The sequence below is a fragment of the Amycolatopsis sp. NPDC114505 genome, from assembly GCF_055633615.1.
The window spans coordinates 2,952,846-2,964,934 of record NZ_JBVKDV010000001.1 but is presented as its reverse complement, the minus strand read 5'-3'; the positions used below and the strand labels follow the sequence as shown (position 1 = coordinate 2,964,934).

General features: G+C 72.8%; 14 protein-coding genes. 11 read left to right on the top strand and 3 right to left on the bottom strand.

Annotated features, from left to right (window positions below; translation table 11 throughout):
* Window positions 1-67 precede the first annotated feature (67 nt).
* Together ACZ7OU_RS14795 and ACZ7OU_RS14790 are read left to right on the top strand one after the other, a co-directional pair.
* A complete protein-coding gene (locus ACZ7OU_RS14795) occupies window positions 68-985 on the top strand; it encodes a helix-turn-helix domain-containing protein (protein WP_470255374.1) in 918 nt (305 codons plus the stop codon).
* An 8-nt stretch (window positions 986-993) separates the two neighbouring features.
* The gene (locus tag ACZ7OU_RS14790; RefSeq protein ID WP_470255373.1) at window positions 994-1,743 is read left to right on the top strand and encodes an NAD(P)-binding domain-containing protein; all 750 of its coding nucleotides are present in this window, start codon (window positions 994-996) and stop codon (window positions 1,741-1,743) included.
* Here ACZ7OU_RS14790 and ACZ7OU_RS14785 read toward each other — a convergent pair.
* Window positions 1,737-2,816, bottom strand: a complete 1,080-nt coding sequence (locus tag ACZ7OU_RS14785; protein WP_470255372.1) for an aldo/keto reductase — start codon at window positions 2,814-2,816, stop codon at window positions 1,737-1,739. The genes ACZ7OU_RS14790 and ACZ7OU_RS14785 overlap by 7 nt on opposite strands.
* 141 nt (window positions 2,817-2,957) lie before the next feature.
* Between ACZ7OU_RS14785 and ACZ7OU_RS14780 the strand changes: the two genes are divergently transcribed.
* The 6 genes from ACZ7OU_RS14780 (at window position 2,958) to ACZ7OU_RS14755 (ending at window position 6,753) form a co-directional block, all read left to right on the top strand.
* Window positions 2,958-3,851 (top strand): AraC family transcriptional regulator, encoded by an 894-nt coding sequence (locus tag ACZ7OU_RS14780; RefSeq protein WP_470255371.1) that lies wholly within the window; start codon window positions 2,958-2,960, stop codon window positions 3,849-3,851.
* Window positions 3,852-3,900: 49 nt separating this feature from the next.
* The gene (locus ACZ7OU_RS14775) at window positions 3,901-4,788 is read left to right on the top strand and encodes a hypothetical protein (protein ID WP_470255370.1); all 888 of its coding nucleotides are present in this window, start codon (window positions 3,901-3,903) and stop codon (window positions 4,786-4,788) included.
* 134 nt (window positions 4,789-4,922) lie between these two features.
* The gene (locus tag ACZ7OU_RS14770) at window positions 4,923-5,105 is read left to right on the top strand and encodes a hypothetical protein (protein ID WP_470241416.1); all 183 of its coding nucleotides are present in this window, start codon (window positions 4,923-4,925) and stop codon (window positions 5,103-5,105) included.
* Between the two features lie 192 nt (window positions 5,106-5,297).
* Entirely contained in the window at window positions 5,298-5,837 is a 540-nt protein-coding gene (locus ACZ7OU_RS14765) for a hypothetical protein (RefSeq protein ID WP_470241417.1), read from the top strand.
* A gap of 15 nt (window positions 5,838-5,852) precedes the next feature.
* On the top strand, window positions 5,853-6,326 hold the full coding sequence (bcp, locus tag ACZ7OU_RS14760; RefSeq protein ID WP_470255369.1) for a thioredoxin-dependent thiol peroxidase: 474 nt from the start codon (window positions 5,853-5,855) through the stop codon (window positions 6,324-6,326).
* A gap of 76 nt (window positions 6,327-6,402) precedes the next feature.
* Complete coding sequence (locus ACZ7OU_RS14755) at window positions 6,403-6,753, top strand: hypothetical protein (RefSeq protein ID WP_470255368.1); 351 nt, start codon at window positions 6,403-6,405, stop codon at window positions 6,751-6,753.
* Here ACZ7OU_RS14755 and ACZ7OU_RS14750 read toward each other — a convergent pair.
* Entirely contained in the window at window positions 6,699-8,459 is a 1,761-nt protein-coding gene (locus ACZ7OU_RS14750; protein WP_470255367.1) for a sensor histidine kinase, read from the bottom strand. The genes ACZ7OU_RS14755 and ACZ7OU_RS14750 overlap by 55 nt on opposite strands.
* Window positions 8,449-9,141, bottom strand: coding sequence for a response regulator transcription factor (locus ACZ7OU_RS14745; protein ID WP_470255366.1), 693 nt, complete (start codon window positions 9,139-9,141; stop codon window positions 8,449-8,451). Before ACZ7OU_RS14745 ends, ACZ7OU_RS14750 begins: the two co-directional genes overlap by 11 nt.
* 79 nt (window positions 9,142-9,220) lie before the next feature.
* Here ACZ7OU_RS14745 and ACZ7OU_RS14740 point away from each other — a divergent pair, with 79 nt between their 5' ends.
* The 3 genes from ACZ7OU_RS14740 to ACZ7OU_RS14730 are packed head-to-tail and all read left to right on the top strand — an operon-like array spanning window position 9,221 to window position 12,086.
* On the top strand, window positions 9,221-10,258 hold the full coding sequence (locus ACZ7OU_RS14740; protein ID WP_470255365.1) for an efflux RND transporter periplasmic adaptor subunit: 1,038 nt from the start codon (window positions 9,221-9,223) through the stop codon (window positions 10,256-10,258).
* Window positions 10,255-10,926, top strand: coding sequence for an ABC transporter ATP-binding protein (locus tag ACZ7OU_RS14735; protein WP_470255364.1), 672 nt, complete (start codon window positions 10,255-10,257; stop codon window positions 10,924-10,926). Before ACZ7OU_RS14740 ends, ACZ7OU_RS14735 begins: the two co-directional genes overlap by 4 nt.
* Window positions 10,923-12,086, top strand: coding sequence for an ABC transporter permease (locus tag ACZ7OU_RS14730; protein WP_470255363.1), 1,164 nt, complete (start codon window positions 10,923-10,925; stop codon window positions 12,084-12,086). The genes ACZ7OU_RS14735 and ACZ7OU_RS14730 overlap by 4 nt, the downstream gene beginning before the upstream one ends.
* Window positions 12,087-12,089 lie beyond the last annotated feature (3 nt).

Here is a 12,089-nt window from a genome sequence, read left to right as displayed (position 1 = left end):
TCCATCTTCGTGACGGCTCCGCGCCGGCGACAGTGTCCGGAACGACGGGATGCGTACACTTTCGGACATGCACGCAGTCGCGCTCGCCGCCACCGACGGGATGCTGCCCTTCGAGCTGACGATCGCGTCCGAAGTGTTCGGCGAGGATCCGCGGTACGACTTCGCCGTCTGCGGCTCGGGCCCGGTGCGGGTCGGGCGGTTCCTCCTCGAACCCGACCGCGGGCTCGACCGGCTCGCGCGCGCCGGCACCGTGATCGTGCCCGGCTGGGCCGACGTCGACGCGGACCCGCCGGCCGACCTCGTCGAGGCGGTGCGGGCGGCGCACGCGGCCGGCGCGCGGGTGGCGTCGCTCTGCACGGGCGCGTTCGTACTGGCCGCGGCCGGCCTGCTGGACGGCCTCCGCGCGACCACCCACTGGGCGCACACCGACGTCCTCGCCGCCCGGTTCCCGCGGGTGACGGTGGACCCGGACGTGCTGTACGTCGACAACGGCAGCGTGCTGACGTCGGCGGGAAAGGCCGCCGCGATGGACCTCTGCCTGCACCTCGTCCGCGCCGACCACGGCCCGTCGGCCGCCAACGCGGTCGCCCGCCGGCTGGTCGTGCCCCCGCACCGCGCCGGCGGGCAGGCCCAGTTCGTGTCGGCCCCGGTCCCGGCCCGGGACGACCACCCGCTCGCCGCGCTGCTCCCGTGGATCACCGCGCGGCTCGACCAGCCGCTGACGGTGGAGGACCTGGCCAAGCAGGCGAAGGTCAGCACCCGCCACCTGACCCGTCACTTCCACGCCGCGACGGGCACGACCCCGCTGCGGTGGCTGCTGGTCCAGCGGATCCGCCGGGCGCAGGAGCTGCTCGAGAAGACGGACTCGGGAGTCGACACGATCGCGGCGGCCGTCGGCATGGGCACGGCGACGACGTTGCGCAGGCACTTCAACCGCACGGTCGGCGTGCCCCCGGACACCTACCGGCGGACGTTCCGCGGTTAGGGTTCGCCATGCAGTCGTACGGGTTCGTGGGCACCGGCGAGCTCACCGCCGCCATCGTCGAAGGCCTGAGCACCGGGGCACCGCGGGTGTTCCTCTCCCCGCGCAACCACGCCATCGCGCACGACCTGGCCGCCCGGTTCCCGAACGTGCGGGTGTGCGGCAGCAACCAGGAAGTGCTCGACAACGCGACCACCGTCGTCGTCGCCGTGCGGCCGCAGGTCGTCCGGGAAGTGCTGGGGGAAATCACCTTCCGGCCGGAGCACGTGGTGGTGAGCGCGGTCGCCGGGGTGTCCCTGGACCGGCTCGAGGAGTGGGTCGCGCCGGCCACGCGGATCGTCCGGTCCATCCCGCTGCCGACCGCGAGCCGCCGCGCCAGCCGCACCGCGATGTACCCCGACGACGTCGATGCGCGGGCGCTCTTCGAGAGCGTCGGTGACGTCGTCGTCCCCGCGGACGAAGCGACCCTCGACACCTTCAGCGCCGCGACCGCCACCTTCGCCGCCCACCTCGGGCAGCTCGCCGCCATCGCGGGCTGGATGGCCGAGCACGGCGTCACGCCCGCCGACGCCGACGGCTACATCGCCCACGTCTACGGCGAGCTCGGCCGCACCCTCGCCGCCCACGACGGCACCCTCGAAGAGCTGGCCCGCAAGCACGAAACGCCCGGCGGGATCAACGAGCAGTTCCGAGCCGCGATGCGGGACGCCCCGACGCGGCAAGGCCTCGACGAAGTCCTGGCCCGCCTCAAGAGTCAGTAGCGGACGTCGCTCTGCAGCAGCGGCGGGTACACAGTGGACGGTTCGCCGTCGACCGTCGTGCCCGCGAACTGGAGCATCGCGCGCTGGGCGCCGTGCATCGGGGCCGGGTAGTCGAGCGTCGGCGCCGAAACCTCGTCCAGGCGCGCCAGGTCCGACGCCGAGAGCGTCACGTCCAGGCCCGCGAGGTTGCCGGTCAGGTGCTCCAGCCGCCGGGCGCCGACGATCGGGACCACCGTGCCCGGCCGGGCCCGCAACCACGCCAAGGACACCGCCGCGGACGTCGTGTCCAGGTCCGACGCGATCGCGGCCACCACGTCGATCACGGCGAACTCCTCCTCCGTCGGGCCGCCGACGAAGGCCGCCCGCGCCGAGTCGACGGCGCCGTCGCGCCGGTACTTGCCCGACAGGAACCCGTTCTTCAGCGGGCTCCACGGCGTCAGCGCGATGCCCTGGTCGAGCGCGAACGGTGCCAGCTCCCCCTCCACCGTCCGCGCCAGCAGCGAGTACTCCACCTGCAGCGCGACCAGCGGCGTCCAGCCCCGCAGCAGCGCCGTCGTCTGGGCCTGCGCGGTGACCCACGCCGGGGTGTTCGAGAAGCCGATGTAGCGGACCTTGCCCGCGCGCACGAGGTCGTCGAGGGTCCGCAGGGTCTCCTCGATCGGCGTGTGGCGGTCCCAGTTGTGCAGCCAGTACAGGTCGAGGTGATCGGTCCGCAGCCGCCGCAGCGTCTCCTCGAGCTGGGCGATGATCGACGCGCGACCCGCGCCGCCGCCGTTGGGGTCGCCCGGGTGCATGTTGCCGAAGAACTTCGACGCCAGCACCACGTGCGAGCGCAGGCCCGGCCGCGCCGCGAAGAAGTCGCCGAGGATCTTCTCCGAGTGGCCGTTCGTGTAGAAGTTGGCCGTGTCGACGAAGTTCCCGCCGAGGTCGAGGTAGGTCTCGAGGATCTTCTCGGACTCTTCGACGCTGCAGCCCGCGCCGCCGGGATCCTCGCCGAAGGTCATCGCGCCGAGCGCGAACGGGCTGACGCGCAGCCCGGACCGGCCGAGGGTGACGTAGTGGTCGAGTGTCATGGAACTCTCCTCTGGTGTCGGATTGACCACCACTAGGAAACCGCGAAACCCCAGCTCGACGGTAGATCGATCGACGTCGGCTCTTGCACGATCCGCTCGACTTCGATTGCGAGTGTCAAACCGACGTGCTTCCCTTGTTGAGTGCTGACCGAGCTCCGCGACCTCGTCGCCACCCACGCGCGCGCCGACCTGCGCACGCCGATCCCGGGCCTGCTGCTGTCCGAAGTGGACACCAGCGAGCCGCACCACTCGCTGGCCGAGCCGCTCCTGGTCGTCATGGCCCAGGGCGGCAAGCGCCTGCTGCTCGGCGAGCAGGTGCACGAGTACCGCGCCGGGCAGTACCTGCTGGTCAGCACCGATCTGCCGGTGACCGGCCACTTCGTCGGCGCGACGCCGGAGACGCCGGCACTGGGCGTGGGACTGGCCCTGCGGCCCGCGGCCATCGCCCCGCTGATGCTCGAAGCCCCGCCCGGCCGGTTCGCGCGCACCCCGCCGTCGTCGCCGATCGCGACCGGGGACGCGAGCCCCGAACTGCTCGACGCCGTCGTCCGGCTGGTGCGGCTGGTCGGCCACCCCGCCGACGCGCGCGTGCTCGCCCCGCTGATCGAGCGGGAGATCCTCTGGCGGCTGCTGACCGGCCCGCACGGCGGCCTGCTCCGCCAGATCGGCCTGGCCGACAGCGGGCTGGCGCACGTCGGCCGGGCGATCCGGTGGATCCGCGAGAACCACGCCGAGCCGATGCGGGTCGACGAGCTCGCGAAGCTGAGCGGGATGAGCCCGTCGGCGTTCCACCGGCACTTCCGCGCGGTCACGGCGATGAGCCCGCTGCAGTTCCAGAAGCGCATCCGCCTGCAGGAGGCCCGCTCGCTGCTGCTGGCCGACGCGGGCGACGTCGCGGGCATCGGGCACCTCGTCGGCTACGACAGCCCGTCGCAGTTCAACCGCGAGTACCGCCGCCTGTTCGGCGCCCCGCCCGGCCAGGACGCGGCCCGGCTGCGCGCGGCCGTCGCCCCGGCCGGCCCGCGGCTGCCGTGAGGTCCGATCCGTTCAAGACCCGCGGCCACGACGGTGCGACGCTGACCGCATGGCTGTGAACCTTTCCGCGGCGGCGTCGTTCATGGCGACGCACGCCCGGCTCCTGGACCGACGCCGCTTCGAGCTGCTCAGCGGCGAGACCGGCGCTGACGCCGTGCTGGCCGCCGTCGACGGCTACCGCAATCCCGACGGGGGCTACGGCTGGGGCCTCGAGCCCGACCTGCGGGCGCCGGAGAGCCAGCCCGGCGGCGCCCTCCACGCCTTCGAGGTGTTCGAGGACGTAGCGCCGGCGACCTCCCCGCACGCGGCCCGGCTCTGCGACTGGCTCGCTTCGGTCTCCACCCCGGACGGCGGCCTGCCGTTCGCCCTGCCCGTGGCGGACCCGGCGGGCTGCGCGCCCTTCTGGGTCCAGGCCGATCCGACGCGGGCCGCGTTGCAGAGCACGGCGTTCGCCGCGAGTGTCGCCCTGCGCGTCGCCCGCCACGACCGGGCCGTGCGCGAACACCCGTGGCTCGCCGCGGCGACGGAGTACTGCTTCCGCGAAATCCGTGCGCTGAGCGAGGCGCCGCACGCGATCGCGCTGTCGTTCGCGGTGGGTTTCGTGGACGCGGCCCACGACTTCCACGCCGAAGCGGCGACGCTGCTGGACCGGCTGGCGCCGTTCGTCTCCCCCGACGGCCTGGTCCCGGTGGCCGGCGGCTCGGCGGGGGAAACCCTGCGCGCACTGGACTTCGCGCCGCTGCCGGACCGCCCGGCCCGCGCGTTGTTCAAGGACGACGTGATCGACGGAGAGCTGCGGCGGCTCGCCGGTGAGCAGCACGACGACGGCGGCTGGCGGGTCGACTTCGCCAGCTATTCGCCCGCGGCGGAGCTCGAGTGGAGCGGTTACGCGACCGTCCGTGCGGTCTCGATCCTGCAGCGCAACGAAGCCCTCTGAAGATCTACACGAGAGACGTCGGCGTTCACCCGCCCGTGGCACGTCAGGTCACGGGCGGTGAGCGGTCACTCGCCTTCCGGCGAGCACGGCCGTACCCGTACTGTGACGGGTAGGCCGGTGCCCGGAGGTGAAGCATGTCGTCGCGCAACCCGTTGAGCTGGTTCACCCGCTGGGCCGACTGGTTCGAGGAGCGTGGCGTCTACGTGCCCGGCGAGGAGAGCCGCGCGGTCGACCCCATCCGGGATTTCGGCTGGTTGATGGCCGCCTGGGTGGCCGGCGTGGCGATCTTCATCCTGCTGTTCGCACTCGCCGTTTAAGTGGCATGTCGGCGGTGATTGTCACCACCCGTGCCGTTCCGGTCACGGATTGGCCACGGCGCGGCACCAGGTGCGCGACAACCCCCCGTGTCCGCTCGTAACCACGCGCGATCACGGCCAGAGTGGAGCGGGTTCGCCCGGCACGCCCCGTTGCCGAACGGCACCCCCGACCCGCCGACTGGAGTACCTGCGATGGCGCTCGCGCGCACATGCAAGATCATGTTCACCACAGGACTGCTTTCCCTGGCGGTGGCGTGCGGGGTCCCGTCGGCAAAGGACGGCACCGCGGCCCTCGGGGCGGGCGGCGGCCAGGCGGGCGCCAGCGCGGCGCAGGCGGGCAACGACCTCAAGTTCGGCGCCGACCACCGGTTCGCCAGCGGCGTCACCATCTCGGTCGGCTCGCCGGAGTCGTTCAAGCCCAGCGCATCGGCGTACCCGAGCAGCCCGCGCGGCGCGGCCTTCGACGTCGAGCTGACGAACGACGGCGCGACGACGTACAAGCTCTCGGGCCTCACCGTCGCCGCCACCTCGGCGGGCACGCCGGTCAAGCAGGTCGTGGACACGACCCAGGGGTTCACCGGCATCACCGACGCGGGCAAGGACGTCCTGCCCGGCCGCTCGGTGCACGTCACGCTGGCCTTCGCGGTACCGCAGGAGCCGACGCAGCTGCGGCTGCAGATCCGCCCGAGCGCGACCGAGGCCGCCGCGGTCACCTACTGCGGACCCGCCTGACGTTACGCTCGGCATATGACCGAGCGACTTTCCCCCGGCGACGAAGCCCCGGACTTCACCCTGCCCGACAGCGAGGGCAAGGACGTCTCGCTGCGCGACTTCCGCGGCAAGTCCGTCGTCGTGTACTTCTACCCGGCGGCGAGCACTCCGGGCTGCACCAAGCAGGCCTGCGACTTCCGCGACAACCTCGCCGAGCTGAACGACGCCGGCTACCAGGTGATCGGCATCTCGCCGGACAAGCAGGCGAAGCTCGCGAAGTTCGTCGAGACCGAGAAGCTGACGTTCCCGATGCTGGGCGACCCCGAGAAGGGCGTCATCGAGGCGTGGGGCGCGTACGGCGAGAAGAAGAACTACGGCAAGACCTACCTGGGCGTCATCCGCTCGACGTTCGTCGTCGACGCCGACGGCAAGATCGCCCACGCCTTCTACAACGTCCGCGCGACCGGTCACGTGGCGAAGCTGATCCGCGATCTGTGCGTGGCTTCCTGATCTCCCGCTGACCGCTCGCTCACCGGTTCCCCACACCCTTTCGCGACGCTGCCTGGGCCACGAAAGGGAGGTTCTCGTGGCCCAGGCAAGGAAAGTCACCGCGCTCGCCGACGCGACGTGGGTCGCCGACGACCAGCAGAGCGGCCACGACCAGGCGTTCCTGGTGCTGAACCCGGACGCCCACGGCCGCCGCGCCGCCGACGTCACCCGGGCCGCCCAGCCACTCGGCCTCGACCTTCCGGGGAACCTCCCCGCGCAGGAGTTCGGCTACCCGCGTGCCGCGAAACAGCCCGGCCACGGCGCCAGCGGCGGCCCGCGGCTGACGTCGTGCGGGCCGGTCGTGAGTGAGAAACAGTGTTCTAACCCTGTTTCTCACTCACGACCACCGGCACCGACGGGCAGCCGCAGCGTGAACGTCGAGCCCTGACCGGGCACGGAAGCCGCGGTCACCGTCCCGCCGTGGGCCTCCGCGAGCTTCCGGACGATCGCCAGCCCGAGGCCGCTGCCGCCCGTCCCCCGTGTCCGGGCCTTGTCGGCCCGCCAGAACCGGTCGAACACGTGCGGCAGGTCCTCGGCGGCGATCCCGGCGCCGGTGTCGGCGACTTCGATCACGACGTCGTCGCCGTCCCGGCGCCCGCGGACCTCCACCGACCCGCCGGCCGGCGTGTGCCGGATCGCGTTGGACACCAGGTTCCCGACCGCCTGCCGCAGCCGCACCGGATCGGCGGTCAGCTCCAGCGAAGAAGCCGACGCCGTGAGCGAGACGTCGGCCGGCCGGAAACCCGCGACGACCTGGGTCAGCAGCGCCGCCACGTCGACCGGCTCCGGGTGCAGCCGCAGCGCGCCCGCGTCGGCGAGTGCGAGGTCCTGCAGGTCGTCGACGATGTGCTGCAGGTGGACGGCCTCTTCGAGCAGCGAGTCGACCAGCTCGTCGTCGAGCCGGCTGAGGCCGTCCTGGGTCGCTTCCAGCCAGCCGCGGATGTTGCTCAGCGGCGTGCGCAGCTCGTGCGCGATGTCGCTGACCATCGCCTTGCGGGTCTCCTCCAGGCGTTCCCGGTTCGCCGACATGGCGTTGAACGCGGTCCCGAGCCGGGCGATCTCGTCGCGGCCGCGCACCTTGACCTGCGCGCCGGTCTCGCCGCCTTCCATCCGCCGCGCCGCGCCGGTGAGCGCGCGCAGCGGCCGGATCAGCCGGAGCCCGGCGAACGCCGTGACCAGCAGCGTCAGCAGCAGGATCCCGCCGGCGACCTGGAAGAGCCGGACCTGGTTCTCCGGCGAGAGCGTGAACCCCGCGGGCGGTTCACCCGACGACGCCGTGAGGTAGAGCGACGCGGCGGGCGCGACGTACGGCGTCAGCTGCTCCCGGCGGGCCGCGTTCAGGCACGACCGCACGGCCTGCTCGGTCTCCTCGGCCGAGACGCCCTTGTGCACCCAGGTGAAGTCGAGCAACACCTGCACCTGCGCCCGCGGCTTCGACTCCGGCCCGCGGTTCAGGCAGGCGTTGACCAGCGTGGACAGCTGGTCCAGCGCGGCCTGTTCGGTCTTCGTCGGCAGGCTGAGCGCGGAGCCCCTGCACGCGGACAGCACGAACGGGTCGGCGCCCTCGATCCGCGGATGCCCGCCCGGCGACGTCTCGATCGTGCCGGCGCCCGAGCGGCCCTGCACGCACCGCAGCACCCGCTGGGCGACGGCGGCGAGGTTCGCGCGGTCGGCCTCGGCCAGCGCGTACGGGCCGACCGCGTCCGGGTCGATCCGGTCGGCGGTGGTGTCCTGGCCGAGCCCGGAGTCGACCGACAGCGGGTCGACGACGATCGAGGGCCGCAGCGGCAGCGGCCTGCCGTCGGTGGCCGAATCGGCGACCGGGGTGCCGTCGGTCAGCGTCAGCGCGATGCGACGGCCGGAGATCGCCGCGGTGCCGCGTAGCTGGTCACCGACGTCGTGCCAGTCCGGATGGGTCGCGGCGTACTTCAGCAGCCCCCGGTAGATGTTCCCGTCGTCGGCCAGGGCCTGGCCCTGCTCCTGCTGGATCGCCCCGGACGTCGTGCGCGCGGCGAGCCACGCCGTCGCGGCGATCGAGGCCACCGCGACCAGCGCCGACAGCACGAACAACCGCAGGAGGAGGCTACGGCGCATCGGCGCCCGCGGTCAGCTTGTAGCCGACGCCGTAGACGGTGAGCAGCCGCGCCGGGCGCCGTGGGTCGGCCTCGATCTTCTTGCGCAGGTTCATCACGTGCACGTCGATCGCGCGCTGCGTGATGAACCGGTCGAAGCCGTGCAGGTGCTCCAGCAGCTGGCCACGCGTGAAGACGCGGTCGGGCTGCGTCGCCATCAGTTCCAGGAGCCCGAACTCGCCCGGCGTGCAGTCGATCGGCCTGCCGTCGACGGTCACCTCGTGGCGCAGCGGGTCGACGGTCAGGCCACCCACCCGCGCCGTACCGCCGGGACGCGCGGGAGCGGCCCGCCGCAGCAGCGTCCGGATCCGGGCCATCAGCTCGCGCGGGCTGAACGGCTTGGTGACGTAGTCGTCGGCGCCGAGGTCGAGCCCGGCGAGCAGATCGTCCTCTGTGGACCGTGCGGTGAGCATGAGCACCGGCAGGTCGGACTCCGCGCGCAGCGTCCGGCAGATCTCCAGCCCGTCCACCCCGGGCAGCATGACGTCGAGCACCAGCAGGTCGGGCGGGTGCCGGCGGACGAGGTCCAGCGCGACGGCGCCGTCGCCGACGACGACCACGGTGTGGCGCTCCCGCTCGAGGTAGCGCCGGACGAGCTCCGCCTGCTTGGCGTCGTCCTCGGCCAGCACGATGTGGGCGCACATGATCCGAGCATAAGCGCGGCTACCGGAAGACCACGCTTTCCTGACCGGTCCCTGACATTCCGCTGCGAGCGTGACGCCCATGAAAACCCGATCGGGTGGCTTGTGGGCGGCCGTCGCCGTGGTCGCCGTGCTGGGCGCCACGACGTACTTCGTCGTGGACCACGGCCGCGGGACCGCCGCCCCGGCCGCGCCGCCGCCCGCCGTGACCACCGTCGCCGTCCGGAAGACCGACCTGGCGAACACGCAGTCGTTCACCGGCACCCTGGGCTTCGGGACGCCGGTGCCGGTGAAGGGCACAGGTTCCGGCACCGTCACGAAGCTGCCCGCCGTCGGTGACGTCGCCCAGCGCGGCAAGGCACTGTACTCAGTGGACGGCCGCGGAGTCCCGGTGTTCTTCGGCGACACCCCGCTGTTCCGCAAGCTCGACAACCCGGACCTCACCGGCCCGGACGTCGCCGTCGTCGCCGCGAACCTGGCCGCGCTCGGCTACAAAGTGGGTCACCCCAAGGCGTTCACGTTCGCCGACGCCCTGAAGAAGTGGCAGAAGAAGGCCGGCCTTGAGGAAACGGGAGTCCTCGACGTCGGCCAGGTCCTCGTGCTGCCCGGCCCGGTGCGGGTCAACTCGGTGACCGCGCAGCCCGGCGACCCGGTCGCGGGGCCCCTGCTCACCGTCAGCGCGACGACGAAGGTGGTGGTCGCGCCGGTGTCCGCTTCGGACGTCGCGGCGATCAAGACCGGCGCGCCGGTGACCGTGGCCCGGCCGGACGGGACGACGGTCCCGGCCAAGGTGACGTCGGTGAGCACGGACGTCACGGGAACGCCGGAAGGCGGGCCGCAGGGGCCGCCCAAGGTGAACGTCACGGTCACGCCCGACGACCCGAAGTCCGTCGCCGACCTCGATTCGGCGGCGGTCGAGGTCCGGATCGCCACCGAAACGCACGCCGGGGTGCTCGCGGTGCCGGTCGGCGCGCTACTGGCGCTGCGCGAAGGCGGGTACGCCGTACAGCTGCCGGACGGGACGCTTCGCGCGGTCAAGACCGGGATGTTCGCGCGCGACCTCGTCGAGATCAGCGGCGACGGCGTCACCGAAGGCCTGAAGGTGGTGACGACGTCGTGACGCCGGTGCTGGCCCTGCGCGGGGTGAGCAAGCGCTATCCCGGCGACGTCGTCGCGCTCGACGACGTCACGCTGACCGTGTCCGACGGCGAGCTGCTGGCGATCGCCGGGCCGTCGGGCTCGGGGAAGTCGACGTTGCTGCACATCGCCGGGACGCTCGACCGCGCGACGGCCGGCACGGTGGAGGTCGGCGGCGACGACGTCACGACGTTGTCCGACCGGCAGCTGTCCGCGCTGCGCGGGCGCCGGCTGGGGTTCGTGTTCCAGCAGTTCCACCTCACCGACGGACTGTCCGCTGTGGACAACGTCGCCACCGGCCTGCTGTACGCCGGGGTGCCGCGCCGCCGTCGCCGTCCGCTCGCGCTGGACGCGCTGGGCCGGGTCGGGCTCGCGCACCGCGTCGCCCACCGGCCCCACGAGCTCTCCGGCGGCGAACGCCAGCGCGTCGCGATCGCGCGTGCTGTCGTCAACGACCCGGCGCTGGTGCTGGCCGACGAGCCGACCGGCGCGCTGGACACCGCGAACGGCCGGGCCGTGCTGGACCTGCTGACCGGGCTGCACGCCGAGGGCACGACGATCGCCGTCATCACGCACGACCGGGACATCGCCGCCGGGCTGCCCCGGCGCGTCGAGTTCCGGGACGGCCGGATCGTCGGGGACTCGGCGTGACGCCCGCCGACGTGCTCGGCGTGGGCCTGCTGGGCATCAAGACGCGACCGCTGCGGGCGGTGTTGTCGGCGTTGGGGATCTCGCTCGGCATCGCGACGCTGATCCTGGTCACCGGCATCCCCGCGTCGAGTCAGGCGGCGTTGCTCGACCGGCTGACCGCGCTGGGCACGAACATGCTGCGCGCCGAGCCGCAGCCGAACCAGACGCCGCCGGTGGTGCTGCCGGAGTCGGCGGTGGGGAGCGTGCGGCGGATCGGGCCGGTGACCACGGCGGCGGCCGTCGCGAACACGCACGCCGTCGTCCGGCGGTCCGACCGGATCGACCCGCAGGACGGCTCGGGACTCGCGGTGCTGGCCGCGTCCCCCGACCTGCTGCCGGCGTTGAACGGGACTGTCCAATCAGGACGATTCGAGGCGTCGGACCTGCCGGTGGTGGCGCTGGGCTACGTCGCCGCGTCCCGGCTCGGCATCTCGCGCGTGGTGCCGGGGCAGCCGCCGCCGCTCGTGCTGATCGGGACGACCTGGTACACGGTCACCGGGGTGCTCGCGCCGATGCCGCTGGCGCCGGACGTCGAACGCGCGGTGCTCGTGGGATGGGAGTCGGCGAAACGGTTCCTGGGCTTCGACGGGCACCCGACGGTGGTGTACGTGAAGGCGCGCGAGGACGCGATCGCCGACGTCCGCGCGGTGCTGCCGGCGACGCTGAACCCCGCGTTGCCGGGCTTGGTCCAGGTGTCCCGGCCGTCGGACGCGCTGGCGGCGAAGCAGGCGACGCAGACGGCGTTCTCCGCGCTGTTCCTGGGGCTGGCGGGGGTGGCGCTGCTGGTCGGCGGGGTCGGCGTCGCCAACACGATGTTCGTCTCGGTGCTGGAACGCCGTCGCGAGATCGGCTTGATGCGTGCACTGGGTGCGACGCGGGGAAACATCCGCGACCAGTTCCTCACCGAAGCCGTGGCACTTTCGGGTCTCGGCGGCTGTGCGGGGACGGTGCTGGGCGTGCTCGTGACCTTGGGCTACACGACTTACCAAGGCTGGCCACCGGTGATTCCGGTCGCTTCGGTGGCGGGAGGAGTCGTCGGGGCCTTGGTGGTGGGGGTGCTGGCGGGGCTGCACCCGTCGCTGCGGGCCGCGCGGATGCCGCCGACGCAGGCGCTGGCATGAGTC

Coding starts and splice junctions, on each gene's coding strand:
- ACZ7OU_RS14795 (WP_470255374.1), top strand. CDS start 68: ATGCACGCAGTCGCGCTCGCCGCCACCGACGGGATGCTGCCCTTCGAG.
- ACZ7OU_RS14790 (WP_470255373.1), top strand. CDS start 994: ATGCAGTCGTACGGGTTCGTGGGCACCGGCGAGCTCACCGCCGCCATC.
- ACZ7OU_RS14785 (WP_470255372.1), bottom strand. CDS start 2,816: ATGACACTCGACCACTACGTCACCCTCGGCCGGTCCGGGCTGCGCGTC.
- ACZ7OU_RS14775 (WP_470255370.1), top strand. CDS start 3,901: ATGGCTGTGAACCTTTCCGCGGCGGCGTCGTTCATGGCGACGCACGCC.
- ACZ7OU_RS14770 (WP_470241416.1), top strand. CDS start 4,923: ATGTCGTCGCGCAACCCGTTGAGCTGGTTCACCCGCTGGGCCGACTGG.
- ACZ7OU_RS14765 (WP_470241417.1), top strand. CDS start 5,298: ATGGCGCTCGCGCGCACATGCAAGATCATGTTCACCACAGGACTGCTT.
- bcp (WP_470255369.1), top strand. CDS start 5,853: ATGACCGAGCGACTTTCCCCCGGCGACGAAGCCCCGGACTTCACCCTG.
- ACZ7OU_RS14750 (WP_470255367.1), bottom strand. CDS start 8,459: ATGCGCCGTAGCCTCCTCCTGCGGTTGTTCGTGCTGTCGGCGCTGGTC.
- ACZ7OU_RS14745 (WP_470255366.1), bottom strand. CDS start 9,141: ATGTGCGCCCACATCGTGCTGGCCGAGGACGACGCCAAGCAGGCGGAG.
- ACZ7OU_RS14740 (WP_470255365.1), top strand. CDS start 9,221: ATGAAAACCCGATCGGGTGGCTTGTGGGCGGCCGTCGCCGTGGTCGCC.